Below are 20,939 nucleotides of genomic sequence, written 5' to 3'. Positions count from 1 at the left end.
GGGAACGCCCTCGATCTTGTGCCAGAAGGGGGGTCGGGACCCCTCCGGACCGCAATTCTGAGCGCGCGCGGCGGGGCGCTCCACCGGGGCAGCCATCACGAACGCGCATCGACGGGAGAGGACGCGCCGCGCTTCGCTGCCCATCGCAGCAGCGTGTCCAGCGCCGGGCAGAGCGCTTGTCCCCACGCGGTGAGCCCGTACTCGACCCGGGGCGGCACCTCGGGGTGCGTGACGCGCCAGACCATCCCGTCGCGCTCCATCTGCCGGAGTTGCTGGATCAGCATCTTCTGCGAGACGCCGGGGATGGCGCGTTCGAGCTCCGAGAAGCGCTGCACCTTCCCTCCGAAGAGGCGAAAGAGGATCACGAGCTTCCAGCGCCCCTTGACGAGCTCGAGGGCCTGCTCGACGCGCTCGGCGGCGATCTCGGGGGTGGCCGGCTCGTCGTACTCACCTTCGGGTGCGTACCCCACCTTTTTGTGCGTTCTTGCCACCCGATGAGCCTAGCCCAACTCTGCGTGCGAGGGGCCCACGTGACGGGCCTCGGGTCATCGTCCCCCAGGAGGACTCATCCACCATGCAAGCTCCCGAACCGCTCGCAGGGTACGTCGCCGCGCAGAACGCGCGAAGCGTCGATGCCATGCTCGCCTACTTCACTGACGACGCCGTCGTCCGTCGAGATCAGATCGCGCGCCTGGAGATCGACGGATGAACACGCCCCGAAGATTCTCGATCGATCCCGAGGAGTTCGCCGGCAAGCGCGTGCTCGTCACAGGCGGCACCCAGGGGGCGGGCGAGGCCATCGTCCGCCGCCTCGGCGCTGGGGGCGCCGTGATTGCGACCGCGGCGCGCTCTGCGCTCCCTGCAGGCCAGTCGCCGAACGTGTTCGTACAGGCCGACCTCGCCACGGCAGCGGGGGTGGACGCCGTCGTCCGCGCGGTCCTGGGCGAGCTTGGCGGGATCGACCTCCTGGTCCACACCCTCGGCGGCTCCTCTGCGCCGGGCGGCGGCTTTGCGGCGCTCACCGAGGACATCTGGCACGACGAGCTATCGCTCAACCTCATGGCGGCCGTGCGTCTCGACCGCGCGCTCCTCCCGCACATGATCGCGCGAGGCTCGGGGGTCGTCCTCCACGTCTCGTCCATCCAGCGCCGCCTCCCGCTCCACGACTCGACGATCGCGTACGCGACCGCGAAAGCCGCGCTGTCCACGTACAGCAAGGCGCTCTCCAAGGAGCTGGGGCCGAAGGGCGTCCGCGTGAACTCGATCGCCCCGGGATGGATCCGCACGACGGCCGCCGACGCCCTGGTGAAGCGCCTCGCCGAGCACGCCGGTACAGATGACGACACGGCCCGGCAGGGCATCATGAACGCGCTCGGTGGTATCCCCATCGGGCGTCCCGCATGGCCCGAAGAGGTCGCGGAGCTCGTCGCGTTCCTTGCCTCCGACAGGGCGGCGTCCATCCATGGGAGCGAGTACCTGATCGACGGGGGCACTGTGCCCACCGTTTGACGGCAAATACCGGGCCCACCTGGGCACAACGCGCGCCCGCCGAACCTGCGGGTGTGCTGCGGGGCGCCGCGCCGAGCGCAGCGAGGCTCGGCGCACCGTCAGCATCAGCCGCTTGTTGGGGAGTACCGTCTGAGAGGCGCGGCTACACATCGCCGTCGCCTTGCAATCGATGAAGCCGCTTTAGGATCTCGGCCCGGTCTTTGCGGGCGCGGAGCCATTTGGGTAGCGTTTCGTGCCCGCCCAACTATCAGTCGATGGGGCAACCAAGGCCGCCGAACCAGGTCTGTCTAACTCGTCGCCTTTTGTTGTCTACCCCTGCTCGGTCCACGATCCAGCAGACGATCCGAGCCCAGTCCGAAGGTTCAACATTCGACCCGCCTCGAGGAAGCTGCGCCGGGCTACGCGACGGCGCGGCTCAGGTGGGCGGGTGTCCCCGCCGCCGACGGGCGGAGCTCGACCTTGACCCACCCGGCCTCCCGTCGATCGAACGCCTTGTAGGCGTCGATCGCCGACTCGAGCGGCGCCTGCTTGGTGATGATCGTGGTGGGATCCACCTGGCCGGTCTGCACAAGATCCACGAGCTTCGGGATGTACTTCCTGTGGTTGCAATTGCCCATCTGGAGGGTGAGGTTCTTGTTCATGGCCTCGCCGATGGGGAACGTGCGCGACGTCTGCGGGTAGACCCCGATCACGGAGAGGGTCCCCGCCTTGGCCACGCACCGGACGGCCCACTGCAGCACCTGTGACGGCCCGTCGCCGGCGCGGAAGGTGTCGCCCTTGGTGCGCGCGTCGGGGGAGATCTGCTTGACCTCCAGGTCGAACGCCTTGGCGTCCTGCTTCGCCTGCTTGCGGGCCGGACCGTCGTGGGGGCGCTCGGCGTCGACGCCGACGGCGTCGATCGCCCGGTCCACGCCGATGCCGCCGGTGAGGCGCAGGATCGCGACGAGCGGATCCTCGGCGGAGAAGTCGACGGTCTCGGCGCCCTGGTCGCGCGCCATCTCGAGGCGGTCGGGCACCTGATCGATCGCGATGATGCGGCCCGCGCCCATGAGCTTGGCGCTCGCGATCGTGAACAGGCCGACGGGGCCGCAGCCGAAGACCGCCACGGTGTCGCCGGGCCGGATCTCGGCGAGCTCGGCGCCGAAGTACGCAGTGGGGAAGATGTCCGAGAGCAGGATGGCCTGGTCGTCGCTGACGCCGTTCGGGAGCTTGACGAGCCCGACGTTGGCGAAAGGGATGCGCGCGAGCTCGGCCTGGAGTCCGTCGAAGGGGCCTGACATCTTGGGCCCGCCGAAGAACGCCGTGCCCGCGTGCTTGCCGTTCGGGTTCGCGTTGTCGCATTGCGCGTAGTACGCGGCGCGACAGTACGAGCAATAGCCGCACGCGATCGTCGACGGCACGACCACCCTGTCGCCCTTCTTCAGGTTCCTGACGTCGGCGCCGAGCTCCTCGACGACGCCGACGGCCTCGTGGCCGAGCACCGTGCCCGGCACCATCCCGGGCATCGTGCCGCGGACGAAGTGGAGGTCGGTGCCGCAGATGGCGCTTGCCGTGATGCGGATGATGGCGTCAGTCGGAGCCTTGATCTTGGGCTCCTTGATGTCGTCCATCCGGAGTTCGCCGATGCCGTGAAAGACTACCGCCTTCATGGGTTCTCGCTTTCTCCCCCCCATCGCGCTCCAGGCTGGTCGCAGGACAGGGGCGCTGCGGCCGCAGGCGGAGCAACCGAGGTGCCAAGCGGACGCGCTCCGAGCCGCGCCCGCTGAAGGCGCGTCGCCCGCGGCCGCGGCGCGGGAGCAGCGCGTGACATTTTGCCTCTCGCGTGGCCGCCTGCCGCAGGCGCCGCAGAGCTCGTCTCGAGGGGACCTGAGGCCGATTGTCTACGGCGCGCGGTGGATCGGATCGATCCAGGCGACCGCTTCCGGTCTCTCCGCCGGCGTGATGTCCAGATTGACCACGACCGCTTCGCCGTCGCTCCTCACGAGCACGCACTCGAGCGGCTCGTCCGCGCTCGCGTTGATCTCCTGGTGCGGCACGAAGGGGGGCACATAGATGAAGTCGCCGGCGCCCGCCTCGGCCGTGAACTCGAGCCGGTCGCCCCAGCGCATGCGCGCCCGGCCTTTCACCACGAAGATGACGCTCTCCAGCGGCCCATGGTGATGGGCGCCCGTCTTGGCGTTCGGGTGGATCTTCACCGTCCCGGCCCACAGCTTCTGCGCGCCGACGCGGGCGTGGTTGATCGCGGCCCTGCGATCCATGCCCTCCGTCTGGGCCGTGTTCGGGTCGAGCTGATCGCCGGAGATCACCTGCACGCCGTCATGCTTCCAGCGCGCCTCGCCGCCGTGCTCGCCGTGGTCGTCTTGCGGATTTTTCATCGGGGAATCTCCTTGCCCAGGATACACCAACTCTTCCGCCAGGTCGGCCCTTGCCGATGGCAGGCTCTGCCGGTGCGGCACGATATCGCCAGGGCGACACGTCGGCGAATGGAGAGTTACAGTCCTGTGAGATCACAGCCCGGCTCGGCCGCGTACGGCTGAAGTCCGGCGAACCCTGATCGAAATACTGGCTTGACCCCTGTATGGTGAGCATGCATCCTGCCGCCCGACACGCCGGCCGTGCGCTGACGCATGCGGTCCTGCAATGAGGGCTCGATGGAATCGTTCCTCGTCGATTACTTGCGTCATATCGGTATCACGGAGGGGGTCACGGCGTCGGCGGTCGACTGCGAGGTCTGCGGCGGAGCCGATTTTGTCACGGTCGCGGACATCGTCGACATCGGCAAGGACGCCTTCGGGAAGCTGCCGATCCAGTGCTGTACCGCCTGCGGATTCATGATGCAGAATCCGCGCTTCAACAGGCACTTCTACACGACCTTCTACAACACCTATTACCGGAGCCTCCTCTTCGGGAGCAGCGAGCCCGAGAAGGCGTTCATCTCCGACCAGGTGCGGCGCGGCGAGCTGCTCTACAGGAGCCTCACCGAGAGGGGCTATCTCAAGGAGCCGGGGAAGCTCCTCGACGTGGGGTGCTCCGCCGGCGGCCTCATGGTCAGCTTTCTGCGGCGCGGGTGGACGGGGCTGGGGACGGATCCTGATATCGGCTTCGTCAACCACGGCAAGGATCGGCTGGGGCTGCCGCTTGTCGTTGTCGACGCGGAGGACATGGACCTGCCGGCCGACGAGTACGATCTCGTCGTCATCACCGGCTCGCTCGAGCATGTCTACGACGCGAACCACACGCTCTCGTTGTGCCGCAGGGCCTCCAGGCCCGGCGCGCTGCTCTTCCTCGAGGGGCGCGCGCTCGGGCAGGGCATCCTGAGCGGCCATTTCAGCCACAACCACCGCCGGTACCTGACCGCGAGCTCGCTGGAGCTGCTCATGGTCAAGCATGGCTGGGAGCCCCTCTTCACCACGGACGCGCCCCTCTGCGGGCCGACCCGCCCGGGGGGCGTCTACTGCCTGGGACGCGCGGTCGACGTGCCCGCCCCGGAGGTCGTCCGCGCGCTCATCCGGAGCGGAAAGCGCGACGACCCTCGCGCGCTGCAGGAGCGCCTGGCGGCGGGCGGCGTCGCGGTCGACGCAGCGCCCAACCGAGACGCCAAGGGCGTCGCGTGACCGGCGACAAGAGCTCCACCAGCGCGGCGGCCTTCCCGCTCCTCTCGCCGGACATCGAGGTGGTCGGGCCCGCGGAGGGCGAGGGGCCGGACCCGCGCCGCTTCGCGCTCTACGACCGCGCCACGGACACGTCGTTCGCGCTGGGAAAAGCGGAGCTCACCCTGGCGAGGCTCTTCGACGGGCGCCGATCCCGCGACGAGGTGCTGGAGCAGGCGCGGGCGTGCGTGTCCCCGCGGCTGTCCGCCGAGAAGCTCGCGCAGTTCGAGCAGCGCCTCGTCGGCCTCGGCATCCTCCTCGATTCGAGCCGCCCCGAGAGGGCCCGCAAGGACCCCTTCGCCGGCATCAGCTTCGGGCCGCTCAAGTCGCTGCTGCTCGTGCCGCTCATCAACCTGAAGCCCGACGAGCACCTCGACCGGCTCGCGCGCGCCGCCCCGGTGCTCGTCAGCCGGTGGCTCGTCTACGGCTGTCTCGCGCTCATCGCCGCGGGCGCCTGGATCGCCGGGCTGAGATGGCACGCGTTCTCGGGCGATCTCGTGCTGGCGTACACGGGCTGGGGCTGGCTGCCGTGGCACTACCCGATCATGATCGCGTCCGTAGTGTGCCACGAGCTCGGCCATGCCTTGCCCTGCAAGGCGTACGGCGTGCGCATCAGCGAGATGGGCCTCGGCGCCTACCTCCTCTTCGTGACGGGCTGGGCCCGCCCCGTCCAGCGAGAGTGGTCGCGCATGACGAAGCGACAGCGCGTCGTGAGCATCGTCATGGGGCCCCTCGCCAGCCTGGCGTGCGCCTCGGTCGGCATGGTGATCTGGGCGCTCGCGGCGCCCGGCTCGGAGCTCGGCGTCTTCGGCGTCCGCGTGGCGGCGACCTCGGCCCTCGCGGTCATCCCGACGCTGCTGCCGGTGTTCAACGGGGACACCTATCTCTTCCTGACCGAGGTGCTGGGGATCCCCGGCCTCCGGCAGAAGTCGTGGCGGTTCGCGCGCGGCCTGCTCCGCCGCGACGCCGGGCGCACGCAGGACCTGAGCGCGCGGCGAAAGCTCCTTTACCTCTCCGTCGTCGCAGGGACCTTCCTCAGCTGGCTCATCGCCTGGGCCAGCGCGTACTCGCTGTTCCTCCGGTAGGCCCCGGCGCCTACCTTGCAATGCATCCACCACAGGCATCCTCCAGAGGAGAAGAGCAATGATTCGTTTGAATGAGCACGAAGCGGGCGACCAGCTCGAGGCGACCGGCCATGCTGCCCAGGAGAGCTGTACCGAGGCCCTCAAGGGCCCTGCCGCCGCCGCGAAGGACGAGGCCGCCCAGAAGCCGGTCGCCGCGAGCTTCGAGGATTTCGATCTCGACGACATCGAGGTCCTGGAGAGCAAGGTCTTCGCGTGACAGGTGGCTCGATGGAGGGCTGGAGAACGCTCCAGCCCTCCACCGAGCAGTTGAAAACGGGGCCGCGCTCGGGGCGATCGACCGGGCACGGCCTCCGTCAAGGAGCGCCTCTATGTACCCGAGCCTCGGAGTCGGCCTTCAGTACAATCCAGAGATCCTGGACTGGTTTCCTTTCGAGGAGATGGAGGTGGACGCGATGGAGATCCTCCTCGACACCGTGATGGGCCCCCTGGACAGCCCCTATGTCATGAAGCCGGGGGCGAAGGAGAAGCTCGATCGCCTCGCCTCGAAATACAAGCTCCTCGCCCACTCCAACTACGGGTGCGACTTCGGCTTCGAGCCGATCGACACGACGCCGGCGGCGCAGCGTCACGTCGCGCTGGCGAAGGCGATCGGCAGCCCGTGGGTGGCGAACCATTGCTTCTATGGCGACAACTCGTGGCTCGATATCTGGAGCAGCCCCGTCCAGTTCTCGACCGCCGAGGTGAAGCGGGTGGCCGGGCGCGCGCGGGCGCTCCAGGAGATGTACGGGATGCCGCTCGCGCACGAGAACGCCGCCTATTACATCCCGTGTCCAGGCGCCGAGATGCGGGAGGCCGAGTTCATGGCCCGCCTCGTGGACGAGGCCGGGACCTACCTTCACCTCGACCTGCACAACATCTACACGAACTCGATCAACCTCCCGGGCTTCGACATGGAGGATTACCTGGATACGATCCCGCTGGACCGCGTGATCGCGATCCACCTCGCGGGCGGCAGCTGGCTGGACGGCCTCTACCACGACTGGCACGACGAGAGCGTGCCGGAGCCCGTGTGGGACCTCCTGGATCGCGTGCTGGAGCGGGCCCGGCCCGGCGCGGTCATCATCGAGTACCAGGGCCAGGCGCACCACCCGTCGACGCGCGTCCTCGGGCGCGAGAGCGATCACGAGATGATCGTGCGCGACATCGAGCGCGCCCGCCGCGCGTGGGACAAGGCGTATGGCGTGGTCGCGACACGGCAGGCAGGGTGACCGCATGGAAGCGTCGACCGTCTGGACCGTCTGGCGCCGGATCCTCCGCGAGCCCGCGCTCAGCGACGTGATCTTCGAGCCCGGCTTCGCTGACCGCGCCTCGGAGCACGGCTTCACGGCGGAGCAGATCCCCATCGCGCTCGCCTACGCCGAGACGCCCCACCGCACGCGGTGGTTCATCGTCAACTACCGCTTCCGCCTCGTGAGCTCGTTCCTGTATGCGCTGGAGACGGGCGCCCCGCTGACCGTGCGCCTGCTCGTGAGCTCCGGCCACGATCTGCGCGCGCTGGGCGAGCGCTACATGGAGGCGCGGGGGTGGGAGGATCACGGGCCGTTCGTCTACACGTTCTGCGCGGACGTGCTGGACTTCCTGCAGCGCTCGGAGCTCGCCGCCGAGCTGCCCTATCTGCGCGACGTGATCGCGCTCGAGGCGGCCTCGGTGGAGCTCGTGCGCCGCCTGGCGAAGCTGCCCGCTGAGCGCTACCGCCTCCCGGCGCCGAGCGATGGAGTCGATCTGCGCGCCGCCACGCTCCGCAGGAACCTGCAGGGCATCACCGTGACCACGGAGCACGCGCTCGGGCCGTGGCTGAGGGACAAGTCCCTGCTGGGGCGGACTCCGCTGCTGAAGGGACCGCAGCACCTGCTGCTCTACGTGCCGTCGCCGACGAGCAGCTACAAGCTCGCCGGCATCCCGGAGCGCGGGGCGCGGCTCTTCAACGCGCTGACGGAGCCGCGCTCGCTCTCGGCGCTGCGCCGCTCGCTCGGGGGCGACGAGCCCCCCGAGGGCGACGACGTTGTCATCCTGCAACGGCTCTGCGGGTACGGGGTCGTCGAGGCCTCGAGAGGATAGCGCCATGGCCCTCTCGAGGACCTTCTGGCTGCGATCGGCGGGGTTCCCCATCGGCTGGGTCAGCGATCTCGGCATCGAGGCGAGCCGCCCCGTCGTCGCGCAGCTGTACCTTGTGGCGGACGAGCTGCGCGGTCTCGGCGCGGGGCGGCGAGGCGGCGGCGCGGCGGAGGCTGCGCCCGACGCGCTGGCGGTCCGGCGCAAGCAGCTGACGGAGCGGCGGGCCGCGCTGGAGGCCGAGGGCGAGGCGCTGTTCACGGCCGACGCGCGCGCCGTCAGGAGCAAGGTGGTCGAGCGCCTGTCCGGGCCGCTGGCGGAGGAGGCGCTCTTCCTCCTGAACCCCGCGGCGCTCGAGCGGGTCCGCTCGCTCGGGCAGGGCGGCGCGGCGCAGCTCGACAGCCGCCGGAGACAGCATGTTCGCCTCGCGTGGAGCTACCTCCAGCGGCTCTGCACGAAGAACGACACCGTGAGCTTCTTCGGCCCCATGGCCTGGGGGCGCATGTCCGGGCTCGACGAGCCCGTCCGGCTGAGCGCGACCGGCCCGGGCTGGATCAAGCGGCGGATCGTGTCGTTCGAGCACTGGGCAGCCGTCGCGCTGGGCGCGGCGATCTCGGCCGATCCCGAGGTGTCCCCGCACCTGCCGCTCCGGCTCAACGCGGGCTGCCACGTCGAGGGCACCGAGCTGCGGTATCCCTTGAACAAGCGGACCCGGCTCTCGGCGCAAGCCGCGGACTTCCTCCGCTTCGTGGGAGAGGCGCGGCGCCACGGCGCCTGGCCGGCGGCGGAGCTGTCCGCGCGCTTCGCCCGCGAGACGGGCCAGGGCCTGGAGGAGGTCGAGCGCGCGTGCAGCTTCCTGCTCGAAAAGGGCGTGCTCGTGCGGAACATCGAGGTCCCGACAGCGGAGCATCGCCCCGAGGAGCGGGTCCGGCGGACGGTCGCGGCCTTGCCCGAGGCGTGTCCGGGGCGCGCGCGCTGGCTGCACACGATCGACGGTCTCCTCGCGCTGCGGGAGCGCTACCAGGGCGGCGCGCTGGAGGAGCGCGCGCGCGCCTCGAGCGAGCTTTACAGCGTGTTGAAGAGCCTCGGGATCAACACGGACCGGGAAGCCGGGAGCATGTACACGGGCAGGTACGTTGTTTACGAGGACTGCGAGCGGTCCTTGTTCATCGAGCTCGGGCGCTCCGTGGAGGCGAGGCTCGGCGCGGTGCTGGAGCCCGTCTGCAACATCTACCGGTGGCTCGCGAAGCGCGCCGCGCAGCTCATCCATGCGCGCTACGAGCGCGTCTACAGGGAGCTTTGCGCCGAGGGCGACGAGGAAGGCGTCGACTTCCTGCTCTTCTTCACGACCGTGCGGAAGAGCCCCGCCCTGGAGCCCTCGGTCGAGCTGCTGAGGGGCGAGCTCAGGGCGGCGTGGGGGCGCCTCCTCGGCCCGGCGCCGGCGGACGAGGTGATGATCGAGGAGCGCGATCTGGTCCGCCTGCTCGGCTGGCTCGAGGAGAGCGGCCCCACGGACGGCGCCCCGGAGCCGCTCGGCGTCGACGTGCATTCCCCCGATCTCCTTGTCGCGGCCAGAGACCTCGAGGCGCTGCGGAGCGGTGAGTACCAGATCATCGTCGGAGAGGTGCACCCGGGCGTCCACAACGTGTCGCAGCCCGTGGCGCAGCCGTTCTCGCCGTTCTCGCGCGAGATCCAGGAGGAGGTCGACGCGCTGCTCGCCCCCGGCCGCATGGTGCTCGTCGATCCGGCGCTCGGGCACCAGCGCTCGAACCTCAACTGGCCCGTGGTGACGAACCTCCACGACGTGCTCATGCCAGGAGACGACAGCCGCTCGCCGCTCTCGCGGCAGGTCGCGACCGGGAACGGGCGCGTCGTGCTCCGCGACGGGGGCGTCAAGTACCTGGATCGCGCCTCGGGGCGCCTCGAGGACGTCATCACGGTGATGCCGCGGGATTTCCACCGCATGCTCTTCGACCTGGCCGCCGACGTGCTCGGCGCGGCGCACCCGTGCCGCATCTCGTGCGGCAATTTCATGCTGAAGCGCCGCACGTGGCGCGCCTCCGGGTCGAGCCTGCCGAACGTGAAGCTCCCCGGCGAGAGCTTCCAGTCCTTCATGGCCGTCCACGCGTGGGCCCGGGCGCTGGGGTTGCCGCGCTGGGTGTTCGTGAAATGCCCGGGAGAGCCCAAGCCGATCTACGTCGACTTCGAGAACCCCCTCGCCGTCGACCTCTTCTACAAACAGGCCCGGCAGGCCGACGACGTGACGATCTCGGAGATGCGACCGGGCCCCGACGAGCTCTGGCTCGCCGACGAGCGCGGCGCGTTCACCTCCGAATTGCGGACATCCTTCACCACCCAGGGCTCTCCCCGGTAACCGCGCCTGCGCGGGCACGGGCGCGACGGCCTTCAGGCGAGCTTGATACAGCAGATCCTGACTTGAGGAGACAGTTCTATGAGCATGCAGCACAGTGAGGTGTTCAGCGTCGGTGACGGTATCCTCGCGCCCAACGCGTCGTGGTCCTTCGGCGCGGAGGTGCCGAAGACGTTTCTGGAGCACGTCCGCAGGTCGGTGCCGCTGTACGACGCAGGGCACGACCTGATCTGTCAGATCAGCGACTTCTTCGTGAACGACGGGTCCGTCTGCTACGAGCTCGGGGTGTCGACCGGGGAGCTCCTCGGGAAGCTGGCCCGGCACAACGCGGGCAAGCACGCGAAGTGGGTCGGCCTCGACGTCGAGGAGACCATGATCGCGCAGGCGCGCGCGAGCCTCGACGGCATGAAGAACGTCGAGCTCCACGTCGGCGACGCGGTCCTGTGGGACTTCGAGAAATCGGACATGATGGTGTCCTATTACTGTCTGCAGTTCGTTCCGCCGAAGTTCCGGCAGGAGGTCATCAACAGGATCTACCAGTCCCTCAACTGGGGGGGCTGTTTCGTCCTGTTCGAGAAGGTGCGGGCGTGCGACGCCAGGTTCCAGGACATCACGACGGCGCTGTACCAGGAGTTCAAGCTGAAGCAGAGCTTCACCCCCTCCGAGATCGTCGCGAAGGCGCGGAGCCTCAAGGGAGTGCTCGAGCCGTTCTCGACCCAGGGGAACGTCGACATGCTGAAGCGGGCCGGCTTCGTCGATATCATGTCCGTCATGAAGTACGTCTCGTTCGAGGGGTTCCTGGCCATCAAGTGAGCGCGCCGGGCGCCGGCCGCACGGCGCGGGCGCGAGAGCGCAGAGAGGAGTTGTCGAGGATGAAGATTGAAGGCGTCCCCTTCTTCGTCGCCGACTGGGCTAAGGTCGAGCCGACCGAGCATCCAGGGGAGACCGGGAAGGCCATCTGGCGGACGATCGAGGCCGGCAATATCCGTGTCAGGAAGGTCGAATACACGCCGGGATACCGCGCGGATCACTGGTGCAGCCGCGGGCACGTCCTCCTTGTCCTCGAGGGAGAGCTGACCACCGAGCTCAAGGACGGACGGACGTTCACGCTGCCAGCCGGGACCAGCTACCAGGTGGCGGACGGTGCCGAGCCGCACCTCTCGTCCACGCAGGCGGGCGCGACGCTCTTCATCGTCGATTGAAGGGGAGCGCGGGCCGGCACACGGGGCGCGCAGGATCGTCGAGGAGCGGCTGCATAGCCCTCCGGCGCCGACAAGCGCGCCTCTGGGTCGCGCCTATCCCGGCTCGCCGGCCCGGATGCGGACGATCTTCCCATCGAACGCGACGGCCAGCGCATGGACCGGCGTGGCCCCGCTCGCGCGCAGCTCGGCGGCGTAGTCGCGCGTCCGGATCTGCGAGAGCGCCTCGTCGAGCACCTGATCGAGGCTCGCCCGCGGTGTGCGAGCGACCTTGAGCTCGAGCACGACACCGGGCCGGCCGGGCTGCGTCGGCCGGATCATCACGTCGGGCCGCCCCTGGCCGGACTCGCGGTTGGAGCGCACCTGATAGCCCGGCTCGAGCGCCGCGAGCAGGCCAGCGACGAAGCCGTGGTACACGGCTTCCGGAGCGACCCTCGTGCCGTCGTGGTACGAGAGCACATCGGTGACGAAAGCCTGGAGCTCCGCCTCGAACCCAGCCGCGTCGCCTGAGAGGAGCGCGGCGAGGAGCCGCTGCATGCTGGTGCCCTGTCGCTTCAGTCGCGCCTCCGCCCAGCGGCGGAACGTGCCTGTATAGAGCAGCCGCACCTCGCGGTTCGGGATCTTCAAGGCGTGCGCGGGCTGCTCCCCGGGCCCGCGCGAGCGCTTCTCGGCGCGGAGATATCCCGAGAAGACCAGGAGCCCGAACAGCGCGTCCTCGTTCTGCGCGAGATCGCCGACGGCCACGTTCTCCTCGAGCACGCGCTCGATCTCGCCGCCCTCCATCAGCACCTCCAGCGCGGGCTGCAGCGTCACGGCGTGCTCCTCGATCACCCTCTGGATGAGATCGTTGGAGCTCGTGCCGAGCCAGAAGGGGAGCGGATCCTCGTCTTCCCCCTCCAGGAAGCTGAGGATCGACCAGGGGTTATAGATGACCGCGCCGCCGAAGTCATACCCGTTGTACCAGGCGCGGATCACGTCGAGGAGACTGCGCCGGCCGGCCTTGTCCAGCAATCGCTCCACCTCGGCGTCGGTGAACCCGAAGCAGGTGTTGAAATCCGAACGGAGCAGCGAATAGACGACGACGTTGTTGAGCCCCGAGAAGATGCTCTCACGCGCCACCCGGAGGATGCCGGTGAGGACGGCCCGGTGAAGGTGCGGATTGCCCTTCAGCCCCTCGGTGAGGAGCGTGCGCACGAAGTCGAGGATCCGCGGCGCGTAGCCGTGGAGATCCCCGGCGTGGATGGGCTCGTCGTACTCGTCGATGAGCATCACGACGCGCTCGCCGTGGAGGTGGTGGAGGTGGCTGGACAGGTCCAGCAGCGCCCGGCCGTACACGGCCTCGGACGCGGTACCGTCCAGCACTTCCTTGTAACGGCGCTGCTCCACCTCCCCGAGCTGGCCGCTGTCGAGCACATAGCGATGCTGGTTGTAGAGCTCGACGATCTTCTCCCGCAGGGCCGCCCAGCAGCGCTCGAACGTCTCCTGCTTCGCTCCTTTGAATGTCAGGTAGATGACGGGATACCGCTGGAAGTGCGCGCGGTAGCGCTCTCCGGCCCGCCCTATCGAGAGGTCCTCGAAGAGGTGCGTGAGATCCTCCTGCCGCTTCTCGAAGAACCAGCGCAGCATGGACAGGTTCAGCGTCTTGCCGAACCGCCGGGGGCGGGGGAGGAGGACGACCTGGACGCCCTCCTTGTCGATCAGCTCGCGGATGAGGTGGGTCTTGTCGACGTACTCCAGCCCGGACTCGCGGAGCTTTCGGAAGTCGTCGATGCCGAGCGGGACGCGGAGGGACATGGGGTCCCAGCCGTATGCTGTCCGGACAAGCTGGAGGTCAAGCGAGCGTCACGGCCCCGGCGCCCTCTCGCCGCCGCGCCTCGCTCTTACCGTCCATGGCTGCTCCCCTGTCCGACACGGACGATCGTGCGGTCATCCCGGGTGGCTCGATCACCGCCCTTCGCGCCGCGGATCCGCGGTCCGCCCGCGCGCCGGCGCCGCGGCGTACAGCGCGAGCGCGCGCCGCACCGGGCCGCGATCGGCGCCGCCCGCCCGCACGGGATCGGCCTCGTCGACAAGCGCCGACAGGGCGCGCGCCTGGGTCCTCGCCGCGGCCTCCCGGGCGGGATCGCCGGCCTGCGCGGCCAGCGCCGAGAGCCGCCGCGCCACGCCGAGCGCCGCCGGCAGCGCCCCCGCGGCCACGTAGGCGGCCGCGAGGTCCTGGAGCAGCCCGGCGTCGGCGCCCCGGAGCGCCGCCGCCGCCTCGAAGTCGGCGATCGCCTCGTCGCGCCGCCCCTCGCGCGCCCGGAGCGCCGCCCGGGCGCGGTAGCCCTCGACGAAGCCGCGCACGTGGTCGAGGCCCACCGAGTACGTGCGCTCCGCCTCGCGCGGGTCGCCCGCCCGCTCGTACAGCGCGCCGAGCCCGAGGTACGCCGGGCCGTAGGTGGCGTCGAAGCGGACCGCCTCCAGGTACCGCGACAGCGCCACGTCCGCCTCGCCGGCCGCCGCGCGGGCCTCGGCCTGGCGCGTCAGCTCGGCGGCCTGCGCGGTCGCCCAGCCGACCCCGTCCGCCCTGGCCAGCGCGGCCCCGTGCAGCAGCGCGACGGCGAGGGCCACGGCGAGGGCGCGTGCTCCCCGTCCCGCGCCCGCCGCACCTCCGCACCGCACCGGTCCGTATCGTACGGGCGCCCGGCCGATCGGGCAATCGTCGCGCCCCGTCGCCGCCCCCGGCGCGCCCCGCCGTACGCAGCACGCCGGTCCTGCCCGTTGCGCAGGTCACGCCGCAGCGCAGCGCGCCGCGGGGTCGCGTTCCTGCCCGGAAGGCAGCCGCCCGGCGCGAGTTCGCGTAGGATGCGCGGCCATGGGTGAGGAGCTGCGCTTCCCGGACGCCTTCCTGTTCGGCACCGCCGCCTCTGCCACACAGGTCGAGGGGCACTGTGCGCAGAGCGACTGGGCCGCGTTCGCGCGCGAGCCGGGGCGTGTCCGCGGCGGCGATACGCCGGACGACGCGTGCGACCAGCTGCACCGCTTCCGCGAGGACGTCGCGCTCCAGGCGCGGCTCTGCATGGGGGCCCACCGGCTCTCCATCGAGTGGGCGCGCGTCGAGCGGGAGCCGGGCGAGTTCGACCCGGCCACGTGGGACCACTACCGCGCCGTGCTCGGCGCGCACCTCGAGGCCGGGATCACCCCGATGGTCACCGTCCACCACGTCACCCTGCCGCGCTGGGTCGCGCTGCGCGGCGGCCTGCTCTCGCAGGAGCTGCCGGCGCTCCTCGCGCGCTTCGCCGAGCGCGCCGTCGAGGCGCTCGGCGATCTCTGCCAGCTCTGGGTCACCATCAACGAGCCCAACATGCTCGCCCTCCAGGCCCACCTGCTCGGCGTCTGGCCGCCCGCGCGCAGCTCGCCCGTCGAGGCGGTGCGCGCCCACCAGAACCTCTTCCGCGCCCACGCCGCCATGTACCGCGCCATGCACGAGGCCGCGGGCCGCCGCGGCCACGCCATCGCCGTCGGCGTCGCGCACCACCTGCGCGTCATCGAGCCGGAGCGGTTCGGGCGCCTCGCCGACCGCATGTGGGCGGCGCTCTTCGAGCGGCTGTTCAACGATGCCTTCGCGCGCGCCCTCTGCGACAGCGGCCTGCACGACTTCTTCGGGGTGAACTACTACAGCCGCGACCTTGTCCGCTTCTCGCCGGCGCACGCGCGCGCGGGCTTCCTCCGGCGCCTCGTCCCCGAGGGCGCCGAGGTCAGCGATCTCGGCTGGGAGGTCTACCCCGAGGGGCTCGGCTACGTGCTCGACGCCTGGTGGCCCCGCGCCCGGGTCCCCATCTACATCACCGAGAACGGCATCGCCGACGCCGACGACGACCAGCGCCCGCGCTTCCTCGTGCGGCACCTCGCCGAGGTCGCGCGGGCGATCGAGCGCGGCATCGACGTGCGCGGGTACATGCACTGGTCGCTGCTCGACAGCTTCGAGTGGGCCGAGGGGTACGCCCCGCGCTTCGGGCTCGTCGAGGTCGATCGCGTGACCCAGGAGCGCAGCCCCCGGCCGAGCGCCGAGCTCTACGCCCGCATCGCGCGCGCGCGCCGCATCGACGCCGACGGCGCGTCGCTCGCGCTCGGCGCCGCGCCCGTGTGACCCTCAGCACCGGAAAGGCAGGACCGATGCGCATCGCGCTGCTCTACCCACCGCCCTGGAAGATCCCCGCGCCGGGAGAGGCGCCTGACACGAGCGGGGACGGCCCGCCGGCGGACTACCGCGAGGGCGATCTCGACCCGGACTTCCACCAGACCCCGTACGGGCTCTTCTCCCTGGGCGCGCAGGCCCTCCGCGCGGGCCACCAGGTGAAGGTGCTGAACCTCTCGTCGTACCCGTTCTCGCAGGTCGAGCGGATCGTGCGCGAGCTCGACGCGGACGTCTTCGGCATGTCGTGCTGGACCGCCAACCGCCGCGGCGTGGGGCTCACCGCCCGGTGCATCCGGCGGCTTCATCCCGCGGCGCACATCGTCGTCGGCGGGCCGCACGCGACCCCGCTCGCGGCCGAGATGCTGCGGCACCACCCCGAGATCGACACGGTGACGCTCGGCGAGAGCGAGCACTCGTTCCTGGAGCTCCTCGACCGCCTCGAGGCCGGCCGGCCCGCGCTCGGCCTCGCCGGCACGGCCTACCGGGTCGAGGGCCGCGTCGAGCTCGGCCCGCCCCGGGCCGCGATCGAGGACCTCGACGCGCTCGCGTCGCCGCACGACCACTTCTGCACGCACATCGTGATGACCTCGCGCGGCTGCGCCTGGGCCTGCACGTTCTGCGGCGCCGAGGCGACCTGGGGCCGCGGGTTCCGGGGCCAGTCGGTGCCTTACGTGCTCGACGCCCTCGAGGCCACGGTGAAGCAGCTCCCCGTGAAGATGGTCCAGGTCAAGGACGACACCTTCACGACGAACAGGAAGCGCGTCCTCGAGATCTGCCGTGGCATCCGCGAGCGCAAGATCTCGTTTCTGTGGAGCTGCGACACGCGCGTCGACGTGCTCGGCGACGACCTGCTCCGGGAGATGCGCCTCGCCGGCTGCCAGCGGCTGAGCCTCGGTGTCGAGTCGGGGTCGCCGGCCATCCTGAAGAACATCGACAAGAAGATCACGGCCAAGAAGATCATCGAGTCGACCGAGCTCGCGAAGAAGTACGGTATCCAGGTCCGCTATTACATGATGCTGGGCAACCGCGGCGAGACGGCGGAGACGTTCCGCGAGACGCTCGCGTTCCTGGAGGCGGCGAAGCCGCACCAGTACATCTTCTCGTGCCTCTCCATCTACCCTGGGACGCGCGACTTCGACGACGCCGAGGCGGCCGGCTGGCTCGAGCGCGCCGTCTATTTCCGCGGCGACTTCCAGGAGCTCAAGACCCCGTTCGACGCCTCGGAGGCGGACACGGCGCTGATGAGCGCGTGGTTCGAGCAGAACAAGGGTCTGCGCGAGCTCTACCGCGAGGGGGTGGAGGAGCGGCGGGCGATCCTCGCGTTGCTCGGCGATCATCACGCGGCGCACCTGGAGCTCGGCGTCGCCTACGTCGACGCGGGGCAGCTCGATCTGGCGGAGCGGCACGTCGCGCGCGCGCTGGAGCTCGGGTATCCGTTGCCGGGGCTCGCGTACAACGCGCTCGCGTGCGTCGCGGCGGGCCGGCGCGACTGGCAGGCGATGCAGGATCACTTCACGGCGGCGGCGAAGGGCGATCCGCAGCACGCCGTGCTCATCCGCAACGTGCAGGCGGCGCGGGCGTGGTACGCGAAGGGCGGTCCGGACAAGGGATTGCCGCTCGATCTCGTCGCGCGCTGCGACTTCCAGCTGCTGGAGCGGACGGCGCAGCCGGCGCTCCCCGGGCCGCTCCCGGAGGACTTCGCGGTGTGGCCGCCGGCCGCGGCGCGGCCGGCGCCGGCGCGGCCGGCCGAGGCGGGCGGGCGCGAGGCGGCGGGGCAGCAGCGCGGGCGGCTGCGGGTGGTGCCGTCGTAGCGCAGGTCGTTGGGCGGACGAGAGCGGAGCGGCTCGCCGTAGGCGTCGACTTTGAAGACAACCATGCAATGACCAGCATGAATACAACTGACCCGGGCGCCGAGGCGCCGGTGCCAGTGCCGCAGCACGTGCGCAGCCTGCTCTTGGCCCTTGCCTATGGATGGAAGCCGACCCCGGTAACTTTGGGGCCGGTTGAACAAATTCGGTATAATGGTAAGGATTTTTCGGAGCTCGCGCCGGTAGTGCTGTTACAGACAGACAGGCTTGTTGCTACCCTCGGCGGGTCGCGGTTTTACACACGCATCGACGACCTCATGCGGTCCGCGCAAGACGGCGAGCTTGACGGCGTATTCGCGGGTGGCGGGACCTTTCACGGTGAGATGATCCTGCGCGTGGCGCACGTGACGGGTCCACACGGACCCTTTACGGTTGAGGCGGCAAGCTGGACCGTGCTCACCGGAGAGGCACCATCGCTCTGGATCGGGCGAATCGAGGGCGCTGTCGAGATCAACTTTGGCGGCAATATGGTCGTCGAGCGCATCCCGGCTGGTGGATTTCGCGGCGGCCACAGACGCCACTTTCGACTATCTGGAACATATACCTACTATCTTGTTCAGGGAGGTGTTCGGGGCGACCCTGTCTGGCACCTCTTGATCGATACTGGCGCTGGTATGCCGGATACGGAGATGCTGGGTCACGATTTTTTGCTGCTCCAGTTTGTCTTAGGTTGTCAGCTGCGAATGCCAGAGTTGCTCGGCGTGACGCCTGACTGCCACACTGTTGCAGCCATGGCGGGGACTGGAGCGCGGAGAAATCTTCTGAAGCGCTCTGTTCCTCCAGTGCCAATTGAGCGAAGTAATGATGAGTGGGTGGATGAGGCATGGGCGGTAATCTTCTTTGAGCGGGTGAGCGTCGCGTGGGCCAATCGACCCAAGTGGCGTGCTGCCTATTGGATGGCGTTTGATTCATATCTAGACGCGATGACGCTTCATCTCGATGTCGACTACCTGCGTCTTCAGATCGCTCTGGAGGCGTTCTCTTATTGGGCTCTCCAGCATACTGGTCAGGAGGAGAGGGTGGTTGTTAAGGATAGGACTGCCTGGAAGAAATGGGTTAGGGATAACGAGAGCGTGATTCGTGAGTTGGCGAGCGCAGGGTTTGAGGATTCTTTGTTTAATAAAGTTATGGGTGTGTACCGTCTCTCGTCGGGTCGAATTGTGCCCAGCGCGTTTCTTGCCTACGGGGTGAAGCTTACGTCGGAGATGGTCGCAGAATTGGGCGGACGTGACGTTGTTGTGCATCAAGGTTTCATGGCGCCGGCTGGGTATGACGGTGAGCGGGAGTTGCGGCGCATTGCGTTGGTTCGAACGATGTTGGTGGCGCTGATAGCATGGACAGTCGATTACAGGGGCGCCATAAATGGCTGGGAGATCGGTCATCTAGGATACCCGCTGGAGCCGCAGGATTGGTGGAGTGTTTGCGACTGCGACCGCCGACTCGCGCGGCGAACATTTGTTGTTGAGGAGAGCATGGTTGCTTGAATAAGACGTCGCAACAGCGTTCCGGTCGTGACGGACCCAGCGGAAGCAACCCATCGACCGGAGCTGGGGGTGCTCTCCGCGATGGCCCACGGGGAGACGGAGCAAGGCGCGACGATCGCCGGCGCGGTGCTGCCTGCGCTCCAGGGGCTCGATGACGAACGCGCCCGATTCTACTACGAGCTCCTGCACAATTCCCTGAACGAGGCGGCTCGCCGGGCGCTGGAGGCCATGATGAAGGGCTACGAGTACCAGAGCGATTTCGCGAAGAAGTACGTCGCGCAGGGGCGCATCGAGGAAGCCGCCCGCGCGCTGTTGACCGTGCTCCGCGCGCGCGGAATCGCGGTGCCGGACGCAGCACGCGAGCGCATCGTCGCCCAGAAGGACCCGGAACGCCTGGAGCGCTGGCTCGAGCAGGCCGCCACCGCCGGCACGCTCACCGACGTGCTCGACGAGCCGAGCTGAACCGAGGGCGAACAGGAACCGGCCGGAACGCACCGCCTCTGCCATCGAGCGATCCGAGCTCGATGCACCGCTGAGTGCCCCTGATGTGCACCGTCTCCCGGGTTCCCGGCAACCCCCCGGGCGTGCTACCCGCTTTCCATGTCGACGCCCACAGATCACGGCCGGCCGGGCTCTGCCTCGGAGGTGGCGCCCCCTGTCCAGCACGCTCCGTCGCCTAGCCACGCCGAGCGCTGCCGCACCCTGGCGCAGCGGGCCCGCTCCGCCACGCTGTGCACGCTCGCGCGGGACCCCGCCGGCTACCCTTACGGCTCGCTCGTCACCGTCGCCGTGGACGCGCACGGGCGGCCGCTGCTGCTGCTCTCCGCGCTCGCCGAGCACACCGGCAACCTCAAGGTCCGTCCCGAGGCGTCGCTGCTCGTCGCCGAGCCCGCCGAGGGCCTGGCGGACCCGCTCGCGCTCGGTCGTATGACGCTGATCGGCCCGTGCCGTCCGCTCGAGGGCGCCGAGGCAGCCGCCGCCCGGACGACCTTCCTGGCGGCGCACCCGCGCGCGTCGTACTACGTGGATTTTACTGATTTTTCCTTCTACCGGCTCGACCCCGTGTCGATCCGCTACGTCGGCGGTTTCGGCCGGATGTCGTGGGTCGACGCCTCCGATTACGCGGCCGCCGAGCCGGATCCGCTCGCGGCGGACGCCGCGCGCATCCTCGAGCACATGAACACCGATCACGCCGACGCCGTCCTCGCGTATGCGAAGGCCCTCGCCGAGATCAAGGACGCCACCGGTGCGACGATGACCTCGGTCGATCGTTACGGCTTCGAGCTGGACGTCATCACCCCGGCGGGGCCGAAGGTGGCGCGGCTCCCGTTCGACGCGCCGGTGTCGACGTCGGACGAGGTCCGGAAGGCCATGGTGGCGCTGGTGCGCGAGGCGCGCGGGCGCAGCGTTTGAGCGCTGGCGGTGGCGGCGGAGTCATCCTCGCCGAAGCGCTTGAAAGCGCCCGGCCAGGCGGCCGGGCCCTC

Annotated in this window: 20 protein-coding genes; 15 read left to right on the top strand and 5 right to left on the bottom strand. The window is 69.5% G+C overall.

Annotated features, from left to right (window positions below; translation table 11 throughout):
- Positions 1–95 precede the first annotated feature (95 nt).
- Complete coding sequence (locus WME75_RS22235; RefSeq protein ID WP_437494274.1) at positions 96–491, bottom strand: winged helix-turn-helix transcriptional regulator; 396 nt, start codon at positions 489–491, stop codon at positions 96–98.
- Between the two features lie 83 nt (positions 492–574).
- On the opposite strand from WME75_RS22235, the gene WME75_RS22230 reads away from it, so the two are divergent.
- Together WME75_RS22230 and WME75_RS22225 are read left to right on the top strand one after the other, a co-directional pair.
- Positions 575–709, top strand: coding sequence for a hypothetical protein (locus WME75_RS22230; protein ID WP_437494271.1), 135 nt, complete (start codon positions 575–577; stop codon positions 707–709).
- Entirely contained in the window at positions 706–1,509 is an 804-nt protein-coding gene (locus WME75_RS22225; protein ID WP_437494269.1) for an SDR family oxidoreductase, read from the top strand. Before WME75_RS22230 ends, WME75_RS22225 begins: the two co-directional genes overlap by 4 nt.
- Before the next feature lie 398 nt (positions 1,510–1,907).
- Here the strand turns inward: WME75_RS22225 and WME75_RS22220 are convergent, their stop codons facing one another.
- Positions 1,908–3,158, bottom strand: a complete 1,251-nt coding sequence (locus tag WME75_RS22220; protein WP_437494266.1) for a zinc-dependent alcohol dehydrogenase — start codon at positions 3,156–3,158, stop codon at positions 1,908–1,910.
- Positions 3,159–3,389: 231 nt separating this feature from the next.
- Positions 3,390–3,884: a cupin domain-containing protein gene (locus WME75_RS22215; protein WP_437494263.1), complete on the bottom strand. Its 495-nt coding sequence runs from the start codon at positions 3,882–3,884 to the stop codon at positions 3,390–3,392.
- Positions 3,885–4,160: 276 nt separating this feature from the next.
- On the opposite strand from WME75_RS22215, the gene WME75_RS22210 reads away from it, so the two are divergent.
- The 8 genes from WME75_RS22210 to WME75_RS22175 all read left to right on the top strand — a co-directional run bounded on the left by WME75_RS22210 (position 4,161) and on the right by WME75_RS22175 (position 11,929).
- Entirely contained in the window at positions 4,161–5,123 is a 963-nt protein-coding gene (locus WME75_RS22210) for a class I SAM-dependent methyltransferase (RefSeq protein ID WP_437494260.1), read from the top strand.
- Entirely contained in the window at positions 5,120–6,244 is a 1,125-nt protein-coding gene (locus WME75_RS22205) for a M50 family metallopeptidase (RefSeq protein ID WP_437494257.1), read from the top strand. The genes WME75_RS22210 and WME75_RS22205 overlap by 4 nt, the downstream gene beginning before the upstream one ends.
- A gap of 58 nt (positions 6,245–6,302) precedes the next feature.
- Positions 6,303–6,500 carry a hypothetical protein gene (locus tag WME75_RS22200; RefSeq protein ID WP_437494254.1) on the top strand — a complete coding sequence of 66 codons (198 nt, stop codon included), beginning with the start codon at positions 6,303–6,305 and terminating at the stop codon, positions 6,498–6,500.
- Between the two features lie 112 nt (positions 6,501–6,612).
- The gene (locus WME75_RS22195; RefSeq protein ID WP_437494251.1) at positions 6,613–7,512 is read left to right on the top strand and encodes a DUF692 domain-containing protein; all 900 of its coding nucleotides are present in this window, start codon (positions 6,613–6,615) and stop codon (positions 7,510–7,512) included.
- Between the two features lie 4 nt (positions 7,513–7,516).
- Entirely contained in the window at positions 7,517–8,362 is an 846-nt protein-coding gene (locus WME75_RS22190) for a hypothetical protein (protein ID WP_437494248.1), read from the top strand.
- 4 nt (positions 8,363–8,366) lie between these two features.
- Complete coding sequence (locus WME75_RS22185; protein WP_437494245.1) at positions 8,367–10,730, top strand: lantibiotic dehydratase; 2,364 nt, start codon at positions 8,367–8,369, stop codon at positions 10,728–10,730.
- Between the two features lie 78 nt (positions 10,731–10,808).
- Positions 10,809–11,540 (top strand): methyltransferase domain-containing protein, encoded by a 732-nt coding sequence (locus tag WME75_RS22180; protein WP_437494243.1) that lies wholly within the window; start codon positions 10,809–10,811, stop codon positions 11,538–11,540.
- 59 nt (positions 11,541–11,599) lie between these two features.
- Positions 11,600–11,929: a DHCW motif cupin fold protein gene (locus WME75_RS22175; RefSeq protein WP_437494240.1), complete on the top strand. Its 330-nt coding sequence runs from the start codon at positions 11,600–11,602 to the stop codon at positions 11,927–11,929.
- Between the two features lie 93 nt (positions 11,930–12,022).
- On the opposite strand, the gene WME75_RS22170 is transcribed toward WME75_RS22175, so the two are convergent.
- Together WME75_RS22170 and WME75_RS22165 are read right to left on the bottom strand one after the other, a co-directional pair.
- Positions 12,023–13,720 (bottom strand): AAA family ATPase, encoded by a 1,698-nt coding sequence (locus WME75_RS22170; RefSeq protein WP_437494237.1) that lies wholly within the window; start codon positions 13,718–13,720, stop codon positions 12,023–12,025.
- Positions 13,721–13,870: 150 nt separating this feature from the next.
- On the bottom strand, positions 13,871–14,536 hold the full coding sequence (locus WME75_RS22165) for a tetratricopeptide repeat protein (protein ID WP_437494235.1): 666 nt from the start codon (positions 14,534–14,536) through the stop codon (positions 13,871–13,873).
- A gap of 244 nt (positions 14,537–14,780) precedes the next feature.
- Here WME75_RS22165 and WME75_RS22160 point away from each other — a divergent pair, with 244 nt between their 5' ends.
- The 5 genes from WME75_RS22160 to WME75_RS22140 all read left to right on the top strand — a co-directional run bounded on the left by WME75_RS22160 (position 14,781) and on the right by WME75_RS22140 (position 20,868).
- Positions 14,781–16,055, top strand: a complete 1,275-nt coding sequence (locus WME75_RS22160) for a glycoside hydrolase family 1 protein (protein ID WP_437494232.1) — start codon at positions 14,781–14,783, stop codon at positions 16,053–16,055.
- Between the two features lie 26 nt (positions 16,056–16,081).
- Positions 16,082–17,914, top strand: a complete 1,833-nt coding sequence (locus tag WME75_RS22155) for a radical SAM protein (protein WP_437494230.1) — start codon at positions 16,082–16,084, stop codon at positions 17,912–17,914.
- 68 nt (positions 17,915–17,982) lie between these two features.
- Positions 17,983–19,455: a hypothetical protein gene (locus WME75_RS22150; protein ID WP_437494227.1), complete on the top strand. Its 1,473-nt coding sequence runs from the start codon at positions 17,983–17,985 to the stop codon at positions 19,453–19,455.
- 27 nt (positions 19,456–19,482) lie between these two features.
- Positions 19,483–19,917, top strand: a complete 435-nt coding sequence (locus WME75_RS22145) for a hypothetical protein (protein ID WP_437494224.1) — start codon at positions 19,483–19,485, stop codon at positions 19,915–19,917.
- A gap of 138 nt (positions 19,918–20,055) precedes the next feature.
- Entirely contained in the window at positions 20,056–20,868 is an 813-nt protein-coding gene (locus WME75_RS22140) for a HugZ family protein (RefSeq protein ID WP_437494222.1), read from the top strand.
- Positions 20,869–20,939: the final 71 nt, after the last annotated feature.

Source organism: Sorangium sp. So ce1014, assembly GCF_051521505.1.
In the GTDB taxonomy this organism is placed as follows: Bacteria; Myxococcota_A; Polyangia; order Polyangiales; family Polyangiaceae; genus Sorangium.
This window is presented reverse-complemented; position numbering and strand designations above follow the sequence as displayed.